The sequence below is a fragment of the Promicromonospora iranensis genome (assembly GCF_028994805.1).
GTDB classification, from domain to species: domain Bacteria; phylum Actinomycetota; class Actinomycetes; order Actinomycetales; family Cellulomonadaceae; genus Promicromonospora; species Promicromonospora iranensis.
On sequence record NZ_JAJQQP010000003.1, the window covers coordinates 168,299 to 189,891 of the forward strand.

The window sequence follows — 21,593 nt, forward strand, 5'->3', positions numbered from 1 at the left end:
CGGGATGGATCTGCTCGACAACCTCGCGCTCGGCTTCTCCGAGGCGCTCCAGTGGCACAACCTCATGTTCTGCCTGCTCGGCGTCGCGCTCGGCACCGCCGTCGGGGTGCTGCCCGGCATCGGGCCGACGGCGACCATCGCCCTGCTGCTGCCGATCACCTTCGGGTTCGACGACCCGACGTCGGCCCTCATCATGCTGGCCGGCATCTACTACGGCGCCCAGTACGGCGGCTCCACGACGGCGATCCTGCTCAACCTGCCGGGCGAGTCGTCGGCGGCGGTGACCGCCATCGACGGGCACCAGATGGCCCGCGCCGGGCGGGCGGGCGTGGCGCTCGCCGTGGCCGCGCTCGGGTCGTTCGCCGCGGGGACCGTCGCGACGGTCGTGCTCGCCGTCGCGGCACCACCGCTCGCCCGCGCCGCCCTGTCGTTCGGCGCCGCTGAGTACTTCTCGCTGGTGGTGCTGGGGCTCATCGCGTCCATCGCGCTGGCCAGCGGCTCCACGCTCAAGGCGCTCGCGATGATCGTGCTCGGGATCCTACTCGGCACGGTGGGCCAGGACCTGAACACCGGCACTCCCCGGTTCACGTTCGGCATCCGTGAGCTGTACCAGGGGCTGAGCTTCGTGGCGGTCGCCGTCGGCGTGTTCGGCATCGCGGAGATCCTGCGCAACCTGCACGACCCGCGCTCCAGGACCCGCATGGTGAGCCGCGTGGCGAACCTGTGGCCCACGCGCGCCGAGCTCCGGCGGATCGTCGGACCGGTGATCCGCGCGACCGGGCTCGGGTCCTTGCTGGGCGTGCTGCCCGGCGGCGGCCACGTGCTCGCCTCCTACGCCTCGTACGCGCTGGAGAAACGGGTCTCGCGCAACCCCGGGGAGTTCGGGCACGGCGCGATCGAGGGTGTGGCCGGGCCGGAGTCGGCGAACAACGCGGCGGCGCAGACGTCGTTCATCCCGCTGCTCACGCTCGGCCTGCCCGCCCACCCGGTGATGGCGCTCATGGTCGGAGCGTTCATCATCCAGGGCATCACGCCGGGTCCCAAGGTGATGATCGAGCAGCCGGCGCTGGTCTGGGGCCTGATCGCGTCGATGTGGATCGGCAACGTGCTGCTGGTGCTGCTCAACCTGCCGCTCATCGGGCTGTGGGTGCGCATGCTCTCGGTGCCGTACTCGGTGCTGTTCCCGGTCATCGTGGTGTTCGCCTGCATCGGGACGTACTCGCTGGGGCAGAACCCGTGGCACGTGTTCGCGGTGGCGGTGTTCGGCGTGCTGGGCTTCGTGCTCGTCCGCTCCGGGTGCGAGCCGGCGCCGCTGCTGCTCGGGTTCGTGCTGGGGCCGCTGCTCGAGGAGAACCTGCGCCGGGCTCTGCTCATCTCGCGGGGTGACCCCTCGGTGTTCGTCACCCGCCCCATCTCGGGCGTGCTGCTCACGCTGGCGCTCATCGCGCTGGTGGTGGCCGTGCTGCCCGCGATCCGGCGCAAGCGCGACGTGGTCTTCACGGAAGACGAATAACCCTGGGTTGTGGGCGCGACCGTTGCGATCTTGCGTCCGTCTGAGGCGCAATGACCGCGCCCACAGCCTCAGGGGTCAGAGAGTGAGGAGGCCTCGGGTGAGGGCGGTCAGCGCGCCCGCGGCGGCGACGGTCAGCGCGATGCCCGACGCGACCTGGGTGGGGATGCGGCGGGCCAGGGCTGTCCCGAGGCCCACACCGACGAGTACCCCCGCCAGGAGCACCGGCCAGACCCACCAGGCCGGAGCGGTGCCGGGCGGGATCGCCCCGAAGGCCAGCTTGGTGGCCACCGACATGGTGTTCATGACGACGAGCAGCGGCTGCAGGGTCGCGGCGAACGACCGGTGGTCCCACCGGGTGGCCAGCGCGTACGCCGTCCACGCCGGCGCGGCCACGCCCGACGTCGTGTTCATGAAGCCCGCCGCCAGACCGGTCGCGACGGCGACGGGCCGGCCCTTGATCCGGACGCGCCGGCGAAGGACCGCCGACGCGGCCAGCGCGAGCAGCACCGACCCGCCCACGATGACGTCCAGCCACGCGGCGTCGGCCTCACGCACCGTGAGCGCGCCGAGCACCGAGCCCACGAGCATCAGCGGCAGGATCATGACCACCCGGCGCCACTCCACGCGGTCGCGCAGCGCCCGCAGGATGATCAGCGCGGTGGCGATCGCGGCGACGTTGCTGACCAGCACGCCCACCGACGCCCCGAGGAACACGGTGAGCACCGGGGCGGCCACCATGCCGAGGCCCATCCCGGCGACCCGCTGCAGCCCGGCCCCGAGGACGATGGCCACGCAGGCAGCGATCAGGGCCGTCGTCTCCACGCTGCCACGCTATCCCGCGCGACTGGTGCGCTCTGCGCAGCGGGGACGAGCCTTCAGAACGGTCGTCACGCGTTGCTGTCCGGCCGCCCACTGCTCAGGCACCGTGTCGATGGCCCGAAGCACATGCAAGACATCGGTGAGTCGATCACGAACCACGCCGGCGCGGCTCGGTTGCCAGGACCTCGCGCTCGCGGCTGCATGGTCGCGCGCCTTGCGAATGTCTTGCCCGTTTCTGGTGAGTCGGATCAGCAGAGGGGCTGGATCCATCAGCCAGTCGGGTGAGTGGAAGCCGCCACCGTTCGTGTCGGGCTGCTTGGCGTTCCAAGCGCACAATTGCTCGTCCATCGCATTTCTGAGGACGACCTCGAACATGTGCAAGAGCTCATAGGTCGCTCCTGAGAGGTCACGGTTCCAGTCGTAGAGACGTAATCCATCTCGAGCGTTTTCGGATGCTGCAAGCAGGTACGGGGCGAACCGTTGAGAGCTGATCCAACGGGTCAGGCGTGGAGCGGTAGGAGCGGTCGCAGTCACCTTGTGCAAGCCTCCGGGGCCGGATAACGTAGGTCTCGAAGGCGGAGGCAGGTCTCTCCGTTCGAGCTTTTCCTCTGGGTCCGTCGGTCTTCACCGGCGGGCCCTTTGGCATTCCGGAGAACCAACGCGGCGAGCCTAGAGAGGTCTAGCCCAGTTCGCGCGCGGAGCCGTGATGAGTATCGTTACCGGGGCGCAACGCCCGGCGCCGTCGTGCGCCTCCCGGCTGGGAGGTGCGCGACGGCGTCGGGCGTGATCGCTGCGCGTGACCCGAGCGTCAGGCGCTGACGTTGTCGTCGTACTCGACGTCGCGCGTCTCGCGCGTCATGAGCAGCGCGACGAGGGTGATCACCGCCATCGCGGAGAGGTAGACGCCCACTAGCACGGGGGAGCCGGCCTGGGCCCACAGCCACACCGCGATGAACGGCGCCACGGCCGCGCCGAGCACCGACGACAGGTTGTACGCGACGCCCGAGCCCGTGTACCGGACGTTGGAGGGGAACAGCTCCGGCAGGACGGCGGCCATGGGGCCGAACGTGAGGCCCATGAGCGTGAAGCCGATGATCAGCAGGGTCTGCACGCCGACGTCGCCCGCGGCGAACAGCGGCACGAACGACCCGCCGAACAGGATGATCGCCACCGTGACCCAGATGAGGTGCTTCCGGCGGCCGAACCTCTCCGCCATCGGGCCGGACACGAGCGTGAAGACGCCGAAGAAGACGACGCCGATGATCAGCATCCAGAGGAAGTCGATCTTCTCGTAGCCGAGGCCGGCGGGGGCGCCGTCGGTGGGCGCGGCCGGTGCGACGCCGTAGTTCAGCGTGAACGTCGTCATCAGGTAGAACAGCACGTAGGTGGCCAGCATGATGAACGTGCCGGACACGATCTGCTTCCACGACGCGCGGAACACCCGGGCCACCGGCACCTTGGTGACCGCCTCCGCCTCCAGCACCTTGCGGAACGCGGGCGTCTCCAGCAGCGAGAGCCGCACCCACAGGCCGACGATCACGAGGATCGCGGACGCCAGGAACGGGATGCGCCAGCCCCAGGCGGTGAACTGCTCCGGCGTGAGCGCGCTCGACAGGGCGATGAACACCGTGTTGGCGAGGATGAAGCCGATGGGCGCGCCCAGCTGCGGGAACGTGCCGTAGATGGCGCGCTTGCCCTGCGGGGCGTTCTCCGTGGCGAGCAGCGCGGCGCCGCTCCACTCCCCGCCGAGGCCGAGGCCCTGGCAGAACCGGCACAGCACGAGCACGGCTGGTGCGGCCACCGCCCAGCCCGGGGTCGACGCCGCCGGGATCAGGCCGATCAGGACCGTCGCGATACCCATCGTGAGCAGCGAGGCCACGAGGGTCGTCTTGCGTCCGATGCGGTCACCGAAGTGGCCGAACACCACCGAGCCGACCGGCCGCGCCACGAAGGCGACGCCGAACACGGCGAACGACGACAGGAGCTGCGTGGTCGGGTCCTCGGTGTTCGGGAAGAACAGCGCGGGGAAGACCAGCGAGGCCGCGGTCGCGTAGATGTAGAAGTCGTAGAACTCGATCGAGGTACCGATGAGGGACGCGAAGACGACGCGGCCCCGAGGGTTGCCGGCCGACGGCGTGCCCTGCTCGCCGGAGGCTGTTCCGGCGGTCGGTGATGCGGAGGTGCTCATGGCCGGGAGGTTAGGCAGCGTGTCCGCGATCCGGAAAGCGGGTCTCATACTATGGATGAGGGGTTGACGTAGGCTGCCAACCCCGGTCTTGCGCGGTTCTGGTGCTCGCCTGGCGTGTCGTCATGCGGCAGCGTGCGTCGCGAGTGAAGGTGTAGTGAACGGTGAATACTCCCGCCCGTGCCCGTGTTGGCACGACCGGCGGTGGGGGAGAAGGATCAGGATCGACCGGGCGCCCTCGCCATCGAGATCCTGCCCCGCCACCGGAAATCCATCATCGGTACAACGAGATGACGACGAGGATATGAACGATCTGCTGTATGTGAACGGCGGCACCCCGCTGAACGGGACCATCACCGTTCGAGGCGCAAAGAACTTCGTGTCGAAGTCCATGGTGGCTTCCCTGTTGGGAGAGACCCCCAGCGTGCTGCGGAACGTACCGCAGATCCGCGACGTCAAGGTCGTCTCGGGGCTCCTGGACCTGCACGGTGTGAACGTCAAGTACGACACCGACGCGGGCATCCTGGACCTCGACCCGTCCAACGTGGAGTCGGCGCACGTGGCCGACATCGACGCCCACGCGGGCTCCAGCCGTATCCCGATCCTGTTCTGCGGGCCGCTGCTGCACCGTCTCGGCGAGGCATTCATCCCCGACCTGGGCGGTTGCCGCATCGGCGACCGGCCGATCAACTACCACCTCGACATCCTGCGCCAGTTCGGCGCCGTCGTGGACAAGCGACCCAACGGCATCCACCTGCGCGCGCCGCGTCGCCTGCAGGGCACCAAGATCTCGCTGCCCTACCCGTCGGTCGGTGCCACGGAGCAGACCCTGCTCACGGCCGTCCGCGCGGACGGCATCACCGAGCTGTCGGGCGCGGCCATCGAGCCCGAGATCATGGACCTCATCGCCGTGCTGCAGAAGATGGGCGCCATCATCTCGGTCGACACCGACCGGGTGATCCGGATCGAGGGCGTCGACCGCCTCGACGGCTACAGCCACACCGCGCTCAACGACCGCATCGAGACCGCGTCCTGGGCCTCCGCGGCCCTGGCCACGGGCGGCGACATCACCGTCAAGGGCGCGACGCAGCCCGAGATGATGACGTTCCTCAACACCTTCCGGAAGGTCGGCGGCCGGTTCGACGTGCAGGACGACGGCATCCGCTTCTGGCACGCCGGCGGCGACCTGAAGTCCATCGTGCTCGAGACCGACGTGCACCCGGGCTTCATGACCGACTGGCAGCAGCCGCTCGTCGTCGCGCTCACGCAGGCCACCGGCCTGTCGATCGTGCACGAGACGGTGTACGAGAACCGGTTCGGCTTCACCGACGCCCTGCGCAAGATGGGCGCCACCATCCAGGTCTACAAGGAGTGCCTGGGCGGTCGCGACTGCCGGTTCGGCCAGCGCAACTTCCACCACTCCGCCGTCGTCTCCGGCCCGACGCCGCTCACCGCGGCCGACATCGAGGTGCCCGACCTGCGTGGCGGGTTCAGCCACCTCATCGCGGCCCTGGCCGCCAAGGGCCAGTCCACGGTGCGCGGCATCGGTCTGATCGACCGCGGCTACGAGAACTTCCAGGAGAAGCTGGAAGCCCTCGGCGCCGACGTAGCCCGCGGCTGACCCACCCCCTCCGCCGAGGTAGTCACGTGGCCGGACGACTACCTCGGCGAGCGGGTGGGTGGGCGGGGTCGGGGGCGGACGCGAGTATTGTTCTGGACCGTGTCCATCCCACGCCCTGAGTCACGCATGTATCGCTTCATCGCGTTCATCGTGCGGAACCTCATGTTCGCGCTGTGCAAGTACGAGTGGAAGGGCGGGGAGAACTTCCCGGTCAAGGGCGGGTTCATCGCCGCGGCCAACCACGTCACCGAGCTCGACGCGCTGACGCTGGCGCACTACCTCTTCGACAACGGCCGGGAGCCGCGCATCCTGGCCAAGCGCAGTCTGTTCACCTCGCCGTTGACCGGCTGGGCCCTGCGGGGCACCAACATGATCCCGGTCGAGCGCGAGTCGGCCAAGGCCACGGAGTCGCTCCAGGCGGCCGCGCGGCAGCTCGGCGACGGCGCCTGCGTGGCGATCCTGCCGGAGGGCACGCTGACGCGAGACCCCGACTACTGGCCCATGGCGGGCAAGACGGGCGTCGCCCGCATCGCCCTGACCACGCGCCTGCCGGTGCTGCCGGTGGCGCAGTGGGGTGTCACCGAGATCCTGCCCCGGTACGGTCGCGTGCTGAAGCCGTTCCCGCGCAAGACGGTGACCATCCGGACGGGCCCGCCCGTCGACCTGAGCGACCTGTACGACCGCCCCCAGGACACCGCCACGCTGCGTGAGGCCACGAGCCGCATCATGGACGCCATCACCGTCGAGCTGGAGCAGATCCGCGGCGAGGTGGCCCCCCAGCCCCGGTTCGACCTGCGCAAGCACCCCGAGTACGAGGCAAAGATGACGACCTACCCCCCGGTGGAGCGCCCGTGAGCGCCCCGACCCCCGCCCAGCCCGCCCAGCCTGCCCAGACCAAGGTCGCCGTGCTCGGCGCCGGATCGATGGGCACCACGTTCGCGATGGTCCTGGCCGACGCCGGGTGCGACGTCACCCTGTGGGGCCGCGACGCCGCGGTGCTCGACGCGGTCGACCGGACGCACCACAACGAGAAGTACCTGCCGGGTGTGCAGCTGCCCGCCATGCACGGCACCACCGACGCCGCCGTCGCGCTCAAGGGTGCGTCGATCGTGGTGGTGTCGGTGCCGTCCCAGGTTGCCCGCGCCACCTTGGAGTCGATGAAGGACCTGGTTGAGCCGGACGCCGTCGTCGTCTCCCTGATGAAGGGGGTCGAGCTCGGCACGGACAAGCGCATGAGCCAGGTCATGGCCGAGGTGCTGGACCTGCCGGACGAGCGGGTCGCCGTCGTCTCCGGGCCGAACCTGGCGCCCGAGATCGCGGAGCGGCAGCCGACGGCGACCGTGGTCGCCTCGCGCAGCGAGGCCACGGCGCAGCTCGTCGCCGCCGCCTGCGCGACCGGCTACTTCCGCCCGTACACGAACACCGACGTGGTCGGTGTCGAGCTGTGCGGCGCGGTGAAGAACATCATCGCCCTGGCGGCCGGCATGGCCCAGGGCCGCGGGTTCGGCTGGAACACGCTGGCCACGCTCATCACGCGCGGACTCGTGGAGATCACGCGCCTCGGCCTCGCGCTGGGAGCGGACGCCGCCACGTTCTCCGGGCTGGCCGGCATGGGCGACCTGACGGCGACCTGCGCGTCGCCGCTCTCGCGCAACCACCGGCTCGGCAAGCACGTGGGCGAGGGGCTCACGCTCGAGGAGGCCATCGCGGCGACGGGCGGCACGGCCGAGGGCGTGAAGTCCTCGCAGTCGGTGCTGGAGCTGGCGCGGGCGCACGACGTCGAAATGCCGATCACTGCCGGCGTGGTCGACGTGCTGGCCGGCAAGGTCGCGCTGACGGAGCTCGCGGCGGCCCTGCTCGCACGGCCGCAGAAGTCCGAGGTCGCGGGCTGAGAGCGGCGCACTGACCGCTCGGCGCAGCCGGGCGGTCAGTGCTGGACGTCGACCACGACGCGCGTCGGGTTCTCCAGGAGGAACACCCGGAACGGGCGCTCGCCCTCGTCCACGCCGAGGAACGCGGTCGTGTACCCCTCGAACCAGTAGCGGTACACGATCTCGTCCACCGCGTCCGTGCCCTCCGGCTCGGTGCGCTCGCCCGTGTACCCCTCGACGCCGCTGTCCGTCGGGATGGCGGTGCCCGACAGGGAGACCCGCAGGATCGCGTCGCCGTCGACCTCGACGGCGTGCCCGGAGCCGTCGTCGGTGGCCTGGTCCACGTACTCGACCCGCCAGCCGGGCCGGCCGCTGCCCTTGCCGTCGAGGTCGAAGACGACCCGGTCGTAGCGGTCGTGCCCCGCCACGCGGACGTCCGTGACGGACAGGAAGGTCTCGCCCTCACCCGTCGGCTCCGCGGTGTCGGGCTTCGTGTTCGTGGGGAACGGCGGCCCCTCGTCGCTCTCCGTCGCCGAGGGGACGGGCGCCGGCGTCTCGTCGTCCGTCCCGGGGGCTTCGGTGGCCGACCCCTCGGTGGGGGACGGCGAGGCGTCGGTGGTCTCCGACGCGGTCGACGTGGGGCTCGATCCGGTGGGGTCCTGCTCGTCCGGGGTCTGCTCGTCGGTGCAACCGGCCAGCAACAGCGACACGGCTGCTGCCACGGTGGCGGCTGTCCAGGTCGTGTGATGTCTGGCTCGTCGCATACGCCGAGCGTAGGGCCTGTTCAACGGAGTCGCCGGTCACGGATCGGCGTCCATTCCTACGCCACGCGGTGGAACGTCCTGCGGTACGCGGTGGGCGTCACGCCGAGCGCCGACTGCACGTGGGCCCGCAGGGACTGCGCGGTGCCGAAGCCGCACTTCTGCGCGATCTGGTCCATCGGCAGGTCGGTGGACTCCAGCAGGGTCCTGGCGTGCTCGACCCGCTGCCGGGTGAGCCACGTCCCGGGGCTCTCGCCGGTCTCGTCGCGGAACCGTCGCGTGAACGTCCGCACCGACATCGCCGCGTGCCGGGCCATCGCGACCAGCGTCAGCGGCTCCGCGAGCCGCTCCGCCGCCCAGGCCCGGGTCGCCGCCGTGCCCGGCCCGTCCCGCTCGGGCACGTACCGCTCCACGTACTGTGCCTGCCCGCCCTCGCGGTGCGGCGGTACCACCGTGCGCCGGGCGACGTCCTGCGCGATCGCCGCGCCGTGGTCGCGCCGGACGAGGTGCAGGCACAGGTCGATCCCGGAGGCGACGCCGGCGGAGGTGAGCACGTCGCCGTCGTCGGTGAACAGGACCTCGGGATGCAGGTGGACCCGCGGGAAGAGCCGCCGGAAGTGGTCGGTCGTCGCCCAGTGCGTGGTGGCCGGCCGGCCGTCGAGCAGGCCCGCGGCGGCCAGGGCGAACGCCCCGGTGCAGATCGACACGATCCGTGCCCCCGGCCGGATCCGCCGGAACGCCTCCGCCAGCTCGGGCGTGAGCCTGCCCTCCTCGTACACGGGGCCGTACTCGTGCGACGCCGGGACCACCACCGTGTCGGCGTCCTCCACGGCCTCCGGGCCGTGCGCGACGTGGACCGCGACGTCGGAGTCCGACGGCACCAGCCCCGGGCCGCCGGGCGTGCAGGTCACCACCTCGTACAGGGGCCGGAGCGCGGCGTCGCGCGCCGTGCCGAAGATCCGGTGCGGGATGCCCAGCTCGAACGGGATGAAGCCGGGCCGGATCAGCACGGCGACGCGGTGCGGCGGGGACCCGCGGTCCGAGGCCGCGGCCTGCGGGACCGCGGGTGATGACGACGTCATGGGCTCGATCATATGGCCCGAATCCAGCGTTGTGTGTCTCTCCGGCCACTGGTTGCGGCCTCGTCCGCGCACGATGCTGAGGTCGTGACCCAGACAGACCTCCCGGTGCCTGCCGGCCAGACCACACCGCAGAGCCCGCCGATCCGCCCCACCCCGCGCATCCACCCGGCGTGGTGGGTGGCCCTGGTCAGCTTCGTGACCGTCATGTCCGCCGCCGCGTTCACGGCGGTGCCCGGCCTGTTCGTGGACCCGCTGAACACGGAGCTCGGCTGGTCGCGTGCGACCATCGGCTTCGCCGTCGGCCTGCAGTCCGTGCTGTACGGGCTGACGGCCCCGTTCGCCGCCGCCCTCATGGACCGGTTCGGCATGCGCCCCGTGGTCACCACGGCGCTGGTCGTCATCACGGGCGGCGCCCTCTCGACGGTGTGGATGTCAGAGCCGTGGCAGTTCGTGCTCGGCTGGGGACTTCTGGTCGGCGTGGGCAGCGGCAGCATGGCCCTCGCGTTCACCGCCACCGTGACCGGGCGCTGGTTCGTCGCCCGGCGCGGCCTGGTCAGCGGCGTGCTGACGGCGGCGACGGCGTCGGGCCAGCTCGTGTTCCTGCCGCTGCTCGCGTGGATCGTCGAGAACCAGGGGTGGCGCCCGGCGTCGGTCACCGTGGCCATCGCGGCGCTCGCGGCCGTGCCGCTCGTCCTCTTCCTGCTGCGCGACCACCCCGCCGACCTGGGCCTGGCGCCCTACGGCGGCGTGTACGCACCCAAGCCGCCGCCCGCCCGCGGCGCGGCGAAGCGCGCCGTCACCGCGCTGCTCGACGCCGCCCGCACCGGCCCGTTCTGGCTCCTGGCCGGCGCGTTCGCGATCTGCGGCGCGACGACGAACGGGCTGGTCCGGACCCACTTCGTGCCGGGCGCGCACGACCACGGCATGCCCATCACCGTCGCCGCGACCCTGCTCGCGGTCATCGGGGTGGTCGACGTGATCGGCACCATCGGCTCCGGCTGGCTGACCGACCGCTACTCCCCGCGCGTCCTGCTGGGCGTCTACTACACGCTGCGCGGTGTCGCGCTGCTGTTCCTGCCGTCGCTGATGGCACCCCAGGTGGAGCTGCCCATGGTGTTCTTCATCGTGTTCTACGGGCTGGACTGGGTGGCGACCGTGCCGCCCACGCTCGCCCTGTGCCGCGAGTTCTACGGTGACGACACCCCCATCGTGTTCGGCTGGGTGCTCGCCTCGCACCAGATCGGCGCCGGCGTCGTGGCGTTCGCGGGTGGCCTGGTGCGCGACGTCACAGGCTCCTACGACCTCGTCTGGTACGGGGCGGGAGCCCTGTGCGCCGGTGCCGCGCTCATGTCGCTGGTGATCCGGCGGAACCGCCGGAGCGTATCCTCCCGCTCATGAGCACCACCCCGAACGCCGCCGGCCTCGCACCGGCCACCCTCGCCGTCGCCGCCGGCCGCCCCGCCCGTGTCCAGGGCGGGCACATCAACCCGCCGATCCCGCTCAGCAGCACCTTCGTGTCGCAGGGCGTCGTCACCCCGGACGAGCTGTCGTACGCGCGCGGCGACACCGACGCCTGGCACCCGTTCGAGCAGGCGCTCGCCGCCCTCGAGTGCCGGGGCGGGTCGGCGGACGGCGAGGCCGCGGGCCAGGCGATCGTCTTCGGCTCGGGGATGGCGGCCATCGCCGCCGTCTTCTCCCTGCTGCCCGACGGCGGCACGCTCGTGCTGCCGCAGCACGCCTACCAGGCGGGCATGGTGCTCGCCCACGAGGTCTCGGCCCGGCACGGCGTGACCCTGCGCCACGTCGACATCGCCGACACGGACGCCGTCGTGGCGGCCCTCGACGGCGCCGACCTGCTGCTCGTCGAGTCGCCCACGAATCCCATGCTGGAGGTCGCGGACCTGCCCGCCGTCCTCGGCGCGGCCCGGGCCCGGGGCGTGCGCTCGGTGGTGGACAACACGTTCGCGACGCCGCTGGGGCAGCAGCCGCTGCTGCACGGCGCCGACATCGTGCTGCACTCGGTGACCAAGTACCTGGCGGGGCACTCCGACGTCGTGCTCGGTGCGCTCGTGACGCGGGACGCCGAGCTTGCCACGACGCTGCGCGGACACCGCACGCTGCACGGCGCCATCGCCGGACCGTTCGAGGTGTGGCTCGCCCTGCGCGGCCTGCGCACCCTGGCGCTGCGCTTCGAGCGCGCGCAGGTGAACGCCGCCGAGCTGGTGCGGCGCCTCGCCGACCACCCCGAGGTCGCCGAGGTGCGGCACCCCTCGCTGCCCGGCGACCCCGGCCACGAGCGGGCGAAGGCGCAGATGAACGGCTTCGGCGCGATCATCGGCGTCCGGCCCCGCGAGCGGGCCGGGGTGGGTCCGGTCGAGCGGGCGGACGCCGTCGTGGACGCCGTGCGCCTCTGGCTCCCCGCGACGTCGCTCGGCGGGGTGGAGTCGATGATGGAGCGCCGCCGCCGCTGGGGCACCGAGGCGCAGACCGTCCCCGAGGACCTGCTGCGGCTGTCGGTGGGCATCGAGGACATCGAGGACCTCTGGGCGGACCTGGACCAGTCCCTCCGCGCCTAACCCCCGTCGCCCTGGGTGGTCGGCAGAACGTCAGGTGATCGGTAGTCCGAGCTGCCGACTACCTGACGTTCTGCCGACCGCCTGACGTTCTGCCGACCTACTCCAGGGGGCCCAGGAGGGACTGGGCCACCGTGGCGTGGGCGGAGTCGTCGCTGGACGGGTGGAAGATCCCCGCGAGCACGTCGCGGTAGAGGCGGCCCAGCTCGGACCCGTTGAAGTAGGTGGAGCCGCCGGACACCCGCACCGCCTGGTCCACGACCTCCCGCGCGGCCTCGGTGACGCGCACCTTCAGGCCGGCGGTCGCCCGGAACCAGCCGGCGCCCCGGTCCAGCGTGCTGTCCGACGCCGAGGCGTCGAGGTCGCGGGTGATCCCGTCGATCTGGAGCCAGACGCTGTCCTGCGTCAGTGCCATGTCGGCGATACGACGGCGGACGTCGGGGTCCTGCGCGTACGTCTTACCGGTCTTCATCGAGGTGCGCCGTTCCGCCGCCTCGACGGCGAGCTCCAGCGCCCGGTCCGCGATCCCCGCGTAGACCGACGCGAGCAGCACCTCGAACGACGTGAAGATGCCCAGCACGTACGGGTCCAGCGACGGCCCGGGCGGCAGGAGCCGCAGCACCCGGTCGGCGGGGGCGTGGGCGCCGTCGAGCACGGTGGTGCGCGACTGGGAGGCGCGCATGCCGATCGTGTCCCAGTCGTCGAGGATCTCGAAGCCGCCACCGTCGCGCGTGACGAAGGCGTGCACGAGTCGCGGCTCGCTGCCGCGGCGCCCGTTGCTGCCCGGGTCGAGGCCCAGCACGCCCAGCCGCGTCCAGGCGGGGGAGTTGGACGTGAAGATCTTGCGGCCGTGGAACGAGTAGCCCCCGGCGCCGTCGGGCCGCGCCTCCGTACGGGAGCCGAGCAGCACCAGGTCGTTGCCCGGCTCCGAGTAGCCGAAGCCGAACACCTCGCCCGCCGCGGCCTCCCGCAGCAGCCAGTCCAGCGACGAGTCGCCCCGGTCGTGCAGGTAGCGACCCACGCCGACCCACACGTGGTGCATGTTCACGGCGAGCGCGGTCGCGGGCGCGTGTGCGGACAGCCGGGCCTGTTCGTGCGCCGTCTCGCGGAGCGTGCGGCCGCCGCCACCGAGCGCGGTGGGGACCATCGCTCCGAGGTAGCCGGCGGCCTGCAGGTCGGCCAGGTCCTCCGCGAAGTAGGCGTTGTCTCGGTCGTACTCGGCGGCGCGCTGGCGCAGGGTGGCGAGCAGCTCGTCGGACAGGAGGGGAGTCACGTCCCGAGGCTAACGCCGCGGGACGACGTCGTGGGGTGAAACGGGTGCTCGATACCACCCGCTGGAAACTAGGTGGTGGCCGGTCGGGGTTGCGTCTGCTCGCCCTGGAGCCGGAGGGCGCGCACCGCCGCGTACAGCTCCGCGGCGCCACGCGGGTCGTTGATGTCCCGGCCGGTCAGGTCGGCGACGCGCGCCAGCCGGTTCAGCACGGTGTTGCGGTGGCAGTGCAAGGCCGCCGCGGCCTTGGTGCCGGACCCGCCGTGCTCGAACCACGCCTCGACGGTGCCGAGCAGCAGCTCCTCGTCCCGGGGGTCGCGGTCCCGGAGCCCGCCGAGCACCGCCGCGGCGAGCTCGGCGGCGCGTTCGCCGTCGGCCACGAGCAGGGCGTCCAGCGGGCGGTCGCCGTAGCGGGCGAGACCGACCTGGCCCAGGGGCAGGGACCGCACGGCCGTGCGGGCCTGCGCGAGGGCGGAGGGTGCGTCGGCCAGGTGGGTGAACGGCCGGCTCGCGCCCGTCCGGGCGTGCGCGGCGAGGCCGTCCAGGGCGCTGAGGGCGTTCTCCGAGGTGGGTGCGGCCACCAGCGTCAGCCGGGCGCCCTCGTGGGTGAGCCAGCGGGTGGTCACGTCTGCCGGTTCCACACCGACGCCGTCCGGGGCGGGCTCGGCGCCGGTTGGTGTGCCAGGTGTCGGGACCGGGGGGAGGCCGGGGGCCGTGACGGCCACCACCAGCATCACGTCGGTGGGGAGGCCGAGCGCGCGCCGGGCGGTCTCGAGGTCGTGCACCGCACCGGTCAGGACGCCGCGCAGGAGCTCGGTGCGGGCCATGTTCTCGCCCAGCCCGGCGGCGGCCTCCAGGTGGGTCCGCACGGCGACGTTGGACGAGCGGTCGACGGCCAACCAGATGCGGGACGAGGCGCGGAGCAGGACGGCGGTGTCGGTCTGGGAGCGCAGCCGGCGGGCGATCTCCTCCCAGATGCGCAGGCCGGCCAGCCGGTACGCATGCTGCAGCAGGTCCAGCGGCATGCCCTCCGCGGCGGTGACCCGGCCGGTCTCCCGGGCGGGGGCGAGCGACGACGGCTCGCCGGCGAGGGCGGCGAGGATCTCCGCCAGGTTGGCCCGGACCAGGGGCTGGACGACGGCGGCCGGTAGCCGGGTCTCGCGGTAGACGGGCTCCGCGTGCAGGATGCCGTCCGCCACCTGCTCGCTCAGCAGGTCGAGCGCATCACGGAGGTCATGACGCCCGCTGACGGCGATGTCCGACATGCCAGGCAGCCTAACCGCGGCGGGTCGACTGTGCACCGAAGGTCGACATGTCAAAGACGGGAGAGTCTCGCCCTCGTCGTCGGCGGCCCCTAGTCTATTGCAGAGCGGGTCAGTGAGAGCGGGACCCGTGCGGTCGGATGCGATGCGGTCGAAGGAGACAGCTGATGAGCGTGACGGACACGCGAGCCACCACGGAGAGCGAGCTCGACCGGGCGGTCGAGGAGCTCAAGGTCGGCGCGGAACGGTGGGCACAGCTGCCCGTCGCGGACCGGGGAGCGCTGTTCCGCAGGGTGCACGCGTCGATCGCCGGCGTCGCCGAGGAGTGGGCGACCCTCGCGGCCGAGGCCAAGCACGTCGTGCCGTCCGCCCCGTACGCGGGCGAGGAGTGGATGACCGGCCCGTACGGCGCGCTCGAGAGCGCCGCCACCTACGCACAGTCGTACGAGGCGCTCGCGGCCGGCGGCTCGCCGCTCGACGGGCTCGCCGTGGGTACCGCGCCCGGCGGCCGCGTGGCGGTGCGCGTGCTGCCACGCACCGCCAAGGAGTGGGTGCTGTTCAACGGCTTCAGGGCGGAGGTCTGGATGCCGCCGGGTGTGACCGAGCGGCAGGTGCGCGCCGAGGCAGGCCTGCGCGCCGGGAAGGTCGGCGAGTACGGCGGGGTCGGGCTGGTGCTGGGCGCCGGCAACATCTCGTCGATCGCGCCGCTCGACGCCTTCTACGAGCTCGTCGCCCACAACCGCGCCTCGCTCGTGAAGCTCAACCCCACGTTCGCCGCCCTGATCGAGGTGTACCGCAAGGCGCTCGCCCCCCTGATCGAGGCCGGCGTCGTCCGCGTGGTCAACGGTGACGGCGCCGTCGGCGCCTACCTCACCCGGCACGGCGGTATCGACAAGGTGCACATCACCGGTTCCGCCGTCACGCACGACGCCATCGTGTGGGGCACCGGCGAGGAGGCCCGGCGGCGCCGGGCCGCGAACGACCCGCAGCTGCCGGTGCCGATCACGAGCGAGCTGGGCGGCGTCGCGCCCATGATCGTCGTCCCGGGCCGGTGGAGCGCCGCCGACCTGCGGTTCCAGGCCGAGCACCTCGTCTCCATGCGCCTGCACAACGCGGGCCACAACTGCGTGGCGGGCCAGCTCGTCGTGCTGTCCGCCGACTGGGACCAGAAGGACGCGTTCCTCGCCGAGCTGCGCCGCGCGCTGGCCGCGATGCCCGCCCGCACGCCGTGGTACCCCGGCACCGACGCGAAGGTCGCGCGCGCCGAGCGGGCACACCCCGACGCCGAGCACGTGGGCGGCAGCATCCTGATGGAGGTCGCCCCGGGCGACCCGGCGTGCACCGACGAGTACTTCGCGCCCGTGCTGGCGTGGACGCAGCTGCCCGGCGCGGGCGCGGACTTCCTGCGGGGCGCCGTCGGCCTCGCCAACGACTCTCTGTACGGCACGCTGGGTGCCAACGTGGTGGTGCGGCCGCAGGACCGCGCGGCCCTGGGCGCCGCGTTCGACGCCGCGATCGCCGACCTGCGCTACGGCAACATCGCGATCAACGCGTGGACGGGCGTGGGCTTCCTCCTGCCGGGCGGCACCTGGGGCGCGTTCCCCGGGCACACGGTGGCCGACGTCGGCTCCGGGATGGACGTCGTCCACAACGGGCACCTGCTGTCCGGGCCCGAGCGCACCGTCGTGACCGGACCCTTCCGCCCGTTCCCGCGCAGCGTGCTGCACGGCGAGCTCTCCCTCTTCCCGAAGCCGCCGTGGTTCAGCGGCTCCCGCAGCGGGACCGAGACCGGCCGGCAGCTGACCCGCTACGCGGCGGTGCCGTCGTGGGGCCGGCTGATACCGGTGCTGCTCGCGGCGTTCCGGGCATGACTTCCGTGCGTGACTTCCGTGCGCACGGGGTGGACTGACGTCACAATGCTGGTGCGCCGGACCAACGGGGGACCGGCGCCGGTGCCGGGCCGACGACGACCCGGCGGCCGAACGGTGAGACCGAACGAAGGAGACCGACGATGGTTGTCCGGAGCCCGCTGCCCGACGTGGAGATCCCGTCCGTCAGCGTGTACGAGTACCTGTTCGGCGAGATCACCGAGGAGGAGCTGGACCGCGTCGCGGTGGTCGACGGCCTGAGCGGGGCGGAGACGACGTTCCGCTCGCTCCTGGCCCAGATCGACGCCGTCGCGGGCGCCGTCGCGGCGCGCGGGCTCGGGGTCGGTGACGTCGTCGCCCTGCACGCGCCCAACGTCCCCGCCTACGTCACGGTGTTCCACGGCCTGCTGCGGGCCGGGGTCACGGTGACCACCGTGAACGGCCTGGCCACGGGCCCGGAGGTCACCAAGCAGCTGGCCGACTCGGGCGCGCGGCTCCTGATCACGGTCTCCGCGCTGCTCGCGGCGGGCGAGGCCGGGGCGAAGGGGGCGGGCCTCACCACCGAGCAGATGGTGGTGCTCGACGGCGCCGTCGACTCCGCCGTCGGCTACGCCTCCCTGGCGGACCTGCTGGCCGACCCGCACCCGGCCCCCGACGTCTCGTTCGACCCCGCCACCCACCTCGCGGTGCTGCCCTACTCGTCCGGCACGACCGGCCGACCCAAGGGCGTCATGCTGACGCACACCAACCTCGTGGCGAACGTGGCGCAGTCGCTCGCGATCGGCGTCGGGCCGGACGACGTCGTGCCCTGCGTCCTGCCGTTCTTCCACATCTACGGCATGACGGTGCTGCTCAACCTGGCGCTGCGCACCCGCGCAAAGCTCGTGACGCTGCCCCGGTTCGACCTCGCGCAGTACCTCGGGGTGATCCAGGACCACCGCGCGACCTTCCTGTTCGTGGCGCCGCCCATCGCGCTGGCGCTCGCCAAGCACCCGCTCGTGGACTCCTACGACGTCTCCGGCGTGCGGGCGGTGCTGTCGGGTGCCGCGCCGCTCGACGAGAAGCTCGCGACGGCGGTCGTGGAGCGGCTCGGCGAGAGCGTGCGGGTGCTGCAGGGCTACGGCATGACCGAGATGTCGCCGGTCTCGCACTGCATCCCGTTCGCCCGCACCGACATCTCGCCCGGGTCCGTGGGCCTGCTCGTCGCGGGCATGGAGGCCAAGATCGTCGACCCGGCGACGGGCGCGGAGATCGAGCAGCCGACCGAGGGTGTCTCGGCCCCCGGCGAGCTGCTGTGCCGTGGGCCGAACGTCATGGTCGGCTACCTCGGCAACCCCGAGGCGACGGCGGACACGCTGGAGCCCGACGGTTTCCTGCACACGGGGGACATCGTCACGATCGACGCCGACGGCGTGTTCCAGGTGGTCGACCGGCTCAAGGAGCTCATCAAGTACAAGGGCTACCAGGTCCCCCCGGCGGAGCTGGAGGCGCTGCTGCTGTCCCACCCCGGGATCGCGGACGCCGCGGTGATCGGCCTGCCCGACGAGGAGGCGGGCGAGATCCCGAAGGCGTTCGTGGTGCCCGCCCCGGGCGCGGAGCTGACCGAGGGCGAGGTCATCGCGTTCGTCGCCGAGCAGGTGGCGCCGTACAAGAAGGTGCGGGCCGTGGAGTTCATCGAGGCGGTGCCGAAGTCGGCGTCGGGGAAGATCCTCCGCAAGGATCTGAAGGTGGGCCGGTAGGGCCGCCCGGGACGGGCCTGGACCGGCAGGTCCGGTAGGGTCGGGCGCGATGTCGCACCACACTGAACCAGCCTCCGCCGGGGATTCCACGAACCCCGTGCCGACGCCGGACACTGCCCGCAAGACTCGCGTCGTGATCCTCTTCGGCGGACGCTCCGGCGAGCACGGGATCTCCGTCGCCACCGCCGGTGGCGTGCTGGGCGCCATCGACCGCTCGAAGTACGAGGTGGTGCCCATCGGCATCACCCCGAACGGGCAGTGGGTCATCGCCGACGACGAGCCGGAGCGCTGGGCCATCACCGACGGCGTGGCGCCGGAGGTGCCGGCGTCGTCCGCCGAGGTGGTGCTGCCGCTGACCGTCGGTGACGCCGCGCTGCGGGTCCTCGAGCCGGGCCAGGTCCCGTCGGCGCTCGCCGACGTCGACGTGGTGTTCCCGCTGCTGCACGGCCCGTACGGCGAGGACGGCACCGTCCAGGGCCTGCTCGAGCTCGCCGACGCCCGCTACGTGGGCTCCGGTGTGCTCGCGTCCGCCGTCGGCATGGACAAGCACTTCATGAAGATGGTGTTCGCGGGGCACGGCCTGCCCATCGGCCCGTACGCCGTGATCAGGCCGGGCGACTGGCCGGGCCGCCGCGACATCGTCCTGCAGACCATCGAGCCCCTGGGCCTCCCGCTGTTCGTCAAGCCGGCCCGCGCCGGGTCGTCCCTCGGTGTGTCCAGGGTGGACTCGCTGGACGACCTGGACGCCGCCGTCGAGGAGGCGCGCAGGCACGACCCCAAGGTGATCGTCGAGGCGGGCATCGCCGGCCGCGAGATCGAGTGCGCGGTGCTCGGCGGCCGCAGCGGGGAACGCCCGCGGACGTCCCTGCCGGGCGAGATCGTGGTCACCGACGAGACCAAGAACGGCTTCTACGACTACGAGGCCAAGTACTTCGACGAGGCGGCGGTGCAGCTCTCCTGCCCCGCCGACCTGCCGGACCACGTCATCAAGGAGATCCAGGAGATCGCCGTGCGGACGTTCGAGGCGATCGACGCCGAGGGCCTGGCGCGCGTCGACGTGTTCGTGACGCCCGACGACCAGGTGGTGGTCAACGAGATCAACACCATGCCGGGCTTCACTCCGTTCTCGATGTACCCGCGCATGTGGGCGGCCTCCGGCATGACCTATCCGGAACTGATCGACGAGCTCGTCCAGCTCGCTCTCGAGCGGTCCACCGGCCTGCGATGATCGCCTGTACTCTGCGTCTCACCACCGGTCCTCACCACGACAGGCGTGGCCGGAAAAGGGCGTCTGAGGAGGCACGATGTACGGCGAGCCGCGCTACAAGTACGCCGCGCGCGAGGTGCGGGTCGCGAACGGGACGCTCACGATCGGGCTCACGACCTTCGCCCTGAGCAACGTCATGCGCGTCGAGGTGGTGGGCGTGGCGAGACCGCAGCCGATCGGCGCCTGGGCGAACCAGGTGGCCTACCCGTTCTGCATCGTCGCGGTGATCGTCCTGCTGCTCCGCATGGTGGGCGCGGACATGCCGTGGGAGGGCGCGCTCGCCATGGCCTGTGCGGGCCTGGGGTGGCCGACGGCGCGCGCCTGGCAGCAGACACGGTTCTGGAAGCCGCTGTGGAGGTACCCGGTCTTCGCCCTCCAGCTGGTCACCGCCACCCAGCACGTGCACCGCATCTGCGCGCACGACGACCGGCACCTCGCAGCGCTCGCGCACCTGCTGGCCGCGGCGATGAAGGATCCGTCGATCTCCTATCACGGGACGATCCAGCTGATCACGAACGCCGACTCGCTGCACACCCTGGAGGCCACCAGGGACTCGATGGTGCGCTGACCGTCGGCCACCAGGCTTCGGGCCCCAGGGAAACCCTTGTGCCGTGCCCTGCCCCACGCCTACTATTTCGGTATGTCGCGAAATACCGAAGAACCGGGGGACGGGCTCTTCTCCGCCCTTGCCCATCGGGCGAGGCGGGAGATCCTGCGCTACCTGCGCGACAAGGACTACGTCCGGGCCGGTGACATCGGTGCCGCGCTGGGGATCGGCCCGTCGACCCTGTCCGGCCACCTCAAGGTCCTGCGTCAGGCCGGGCTGGTCGAGACCAGGCGCCGCGCGACCGAGGTCCAGTACCGGCTCCAGATGAGCCTGCTGGACGAGGCCATCGTCGCCCTGGCGGAGCTGCGCCGACCTCGATCGTCGGCGGCTGCGGCCGGCGCGATCTCCGAGACGGATGAGAGTGGCGACACCGCTGTGCACAGGACCGTCAACCAGGAGGGCACACCATGACCGCGACCGGCTCCATTGAAGTTTCCCGGGACGACAGCCCGCCGCCTCCGTGGGTCATGGTCCCGTGGCCGGGGGCGGCAGTGGCGCTGGCCGCCGTCACGATCATGATCGTGACCTCGGTCGTCGCGTGGCCGGAGATGGCGGTCGAGGTCGTCACCCGCGAGGCCGACGGACGGCACGGCGAGAGCGTGGTGCACCGCGGGGTCACAGCCGTGGCCGCGCCGAGCATGTTGCTCGGGCTCACGGTCCTGTTCTCCGTAGCGCTGCGTGCGGATCATGAGCTGCTCAAGCGAACCCCCATGGCGCTGGACCGTTCTCCCGAACGGGTTCGGCAGGTGTTGAGCTGGACGCTCATGGGCCTGTCCGTGTTCCTGGTGACGTTCCACCTCGGGCTGCTCTCGCTGCACACCGGAGACGGGTTCCCGTTCGAGAAGGCCGTCGCGGCCGCAGCGGGGCTCCTCATCGCCTGCCTCGGTGTGGCAGCGCCGTTGTTCGCCCCGGGCGGCCGGTACACCGGAGGGCTCGAGCGGTTCAGGGCCACGCAGGGCAGGCTCTATCGCGGAGCGGGCATCGCCCTCGTCCTTGCCGGGATCGCGACGGCCGTCGCGGCGGCCTTCGCCCCTTGGGTGGCGATGGGTATCGCCGTGGTGTCCGTCGGCGCCGTGTTCCTCGTGGTCGGGCTCGCCGCGGCGTTCCGGGCAGCACGGCGACCGGAGGAGTGACGCCGCAGCCGGCGGCCTACGA

The 21,593-nt window shown here is 72.0% G+C and carries 19 protein-coding genes; 12 read left to right on the forward strand and 7 right to left on the reverse strand.

Going from position 1 to position 21,593, the window contains the following annotated elements:
* Positions 1-4: 4 nt before the first annotated feature.
* A complete protein-coding gene (locus LUM46_RS05725) occupies positions 5-1,513 on the forward strand; it encodes a tripartite tricarboxylate transporter permease (RefSeq protein WP_274992818.1) in 1,509 nt (502 codons plus the stop codon).
* A 75-nt stretch (positions 1,514-1,588) separates the two neighbouring features.
* On the opposite strand, the gene LUM46_RS05730 is transcribed toward LUM46_RS05725, so the two are convergent.
* From LUM46_RS05730 to LUM46_RS05740, 3 genes are all read right to left on the reverse strand, one after another.
* Positions 1,589-2,335: a sulfite exporter TauE/SafE family protein gene (locus tag LUM46_RS05730; protein ID WP_274992819.1), complete on the reverse strand. Its 747-nt coding sequence runs from the start codon at positions 2,333-2,335 to the stop codon at positions 1,589-1,591.
* Between the two features lie 9 nt (positions 2,336-2,344).
* A complete protein-coding gene (locus tag LUM46_RS05735; RefSeq protein WP_274992820.1) occupies positions 2,345-2,707 on the reverse strand; it encodes a hypothetical protein in 363 nt (120 codons plus the stop codon).
* A 433-nt stretch (positions 2,708-3,140) separates the two neighbouring features.
* Positions 3,141-4,520, reverse strand: coding sequence for an MFS transporter (locus LUM46_RS05740; RefSeq protein ID WP_274992821.1), 1,380 nt, complete (start codon positions 4,518-4,520; stop codon positions 3,141-3,143).
* A 301-nt stretch (positions 4,521-4,821) separates the two neighbouring features.
* Here LUM46_RS05740 and murA point away from each other — a divergent pair, with 301 nt between their 5' ends.
* The 3 genes from murA (at position 4,822) to LUM46_RS05755 (ending at position 8,030) form a co-directional block, all read left to right on the forward strand.
* Entirely contained in the window at positions 4,822-6,138 is a 1,317-nt protein-coding gene (murA, locus tag LUM46_RS05745; RefSeq protein ID WP_274992822.1) for a UDP-N-acetylglucosamine 1-carboxyvinyltransferase, read from the forward strand.
* Between the two features lie 126 nt (positions 6,139-6,264).
* Positions 6,265-6,993, forward strand: coding sequence for a lysophospholipid acyltransferase family protein (locus tag LUM46_RS05750; protein WP_274992823.1), 729 nt, complete (start codon positions 6,265-6,267; stop codon positions 6,991-6,993).
* A 68-nt stretch (positions 6,994-7,061) separates the two neighbouring features.
* On the forward strand, positions 7,062-8,030 hold the full coding sequence (locus tag LUM46_RS05755) for an NAD(P)H-dependent glycerol-3-phosphate dehydrogenase (protein WP_374727025.1): 969 nt from the start codon (positions 7,062-7,064) through the stop codon (positions 8,028-8,030).
* A 35-nt stretch (positions 8,031-8,065) separates the two neighbouring features.
* On the opposite strand, the gene LUM46_RS05760 is transcribed toward LUM46_RS05755, so the two are convergent.
* Positions 8,066-8,773, reverse strand: a complete 708-nt coding sequence (locus LUM46_RS05760) for an AMIN-like domain-containing (lipo)protein (RefSeq protein ID WP_274992825.1) — start codon at positions 8,771-8,773, stop codon at positions 8,066-8,068.
* 56 nt (positions 8,774-8,829) lie between these two features.
* Positions 8,830-9,852, reverse strand: coding sequence for a GlxA family transcriptional regulator (locus LUM46_RS05765; protein ID WP_274992826.1), 1,023 nt, complete (start codon positions 9,850-9,852; stop codon positions 8,830-8,832).
* 105 nt (positions 9,853-9,957) lie between these two features.
* Between LUM46_RS05765 and LUM46_RS05770 the strand changes: the two genes are divergently transcribed.
* Together LUM46_RS05770 and LUM46_RS05775 are read left to right on the forward strand one after the other, a co-directional pair.
* Entirely contained in the window at positions 9,958-11,250 is a 1,293-nt protein-coding gene (locus LUM46_RS05770; RefSeq protein ID WP_374727026.1) for an MFS transporter, read from the forward strand.
* On the forward strand, positions 11,247-12,428 hold the full coding sequence (locus tag LUM46_RS05775) for a trans-sulfuration enzyme family protein (RefSeq protein ID WP_274992828.1): 1,182 nt from the start codon (positions 11,247-11,249) through the stop codon (positions 12,426-12,428). The genes LUM46_RS05770 and LUM46_RS05775 overlap by 4 nt, the downstream gene beginning before the upstream one ends.
* A 97-nt stretch (positions 12,429-12,525) precedes the next feature.
* Here LUM46_RS05775 and LUM46_RS05780 read toward each other — a convergent pair whose 3' ends face one another.
* Together LUM46_RS05780 and LUM46_RS05785 are read right to left on the reverse strand one after the other, a co-directional pair.
* Positions 12,526-13,698: an acyl-CoA dehydrogenase family protein gene (locus tag LUM46_RS05780; RefSeq protein ID WP_274992829.1), complete on the reverse strand. Its 1,173-nt coding sequence runs from the start codon at positions 13,696-13,698 to the stop codon at positions 12,526-12,528.
* 68 nt (positions 13,699-13,766) lie between these two features.
* The gene (locus LUM46_RS05785; RefSeq protein WP_274992830.1) at positions 13,767-14,960 is read right to left on the reverse strand and encodes a PucR family transcriptional regulator; all 1,194 of its coding nucleotides are present in this window, start codon (positions 14,958-14,960) and stop codon (positions 13,767-13,769) included.
* A gap of 164 nt (positions 14,961-15,124) precedes the next feature.
* Between LUM46_RS05785 and LUM46_RS05790 the strand changes: the two genes are divergently transcribed.
* From LUM46_RS05790 to LUM46_RS05815, 6 genes are all read left to right on the forward strand, one after another.
* Positions 15,125-16,828, forward strand: coding sequence for an aldehyde dehydrogenase family protein (locus tag LUM46_RS05790; RefSeq protein WP_274992831.1), 1,704 nt, complete (start codon positions 15,125-15,127; stop codon positions 16,826-16,828).
* A gap of 140 nt (positions 16,829-16,968) precedes the next feature.
* A complete protein-coding gene (locus tag LUM46_RS05795) occupies positions 16,969-18,564 on the forward strand; it encodes an AMP-binding protein (RefSeq protein WP_274992832.1) in 1,596 nt (531 codons plus the stop codon).
* A gap of 49 nt (positions 18,565-18,613) precedes the next feature.
* The gene (locus LUM46_RS05800) at positions 18,614-19,792 is read left to right on the forward strand and encodes a D-alanine--D-alanine ligase family protein (RefSeq protein WP_374726969.1); all 1,179 of its coding nucleotides are present in this window, start codon (positions 18,614-18,616) and stop codon (positions 19,790-19,792) included.
* A 76-nt stretch (positions 19,793-19,868) separates the two neighbouring features.
* Positions 19,869-20,399, forward strand: a complete 531-nt coding sequence (locus LUM46_RS05805; protein ID WP_274992833.1) for a DUF6232 family protein — start codon at positions 19,869-19,871, stop codon at positions 20,397-20,399.
* Between the two features lie 72 nt (positions 20,400-20,471).
* Positions 20,472-20,849 (forward strand): ArsR/SmtB family transcription factor, encoded by a 378-nt coding sequence (locus tag LUM46_RS05810; protein WP_274992834.1) that lies wholly within the window; start codon positions 20,472-20,474, stop codon positions 20,847-20,849.
* Positions 20,846-21,571, forward strand: coding sequence for a hypothetical protein (locus LUM46_RS05815; RefSeq protein ID WP_274992835.1), 726 nt, complete (start codon positions 20,846-20,848; stop codon positions 21,569-21,571). Before LUM46_RS05810 ends, LUM46_RS05815 begins: the two co-directional genes overlap by 4 nt.
* The last annotated feature ends 22 nt before the right edge of the window (positions 21,572-21,593 follow it).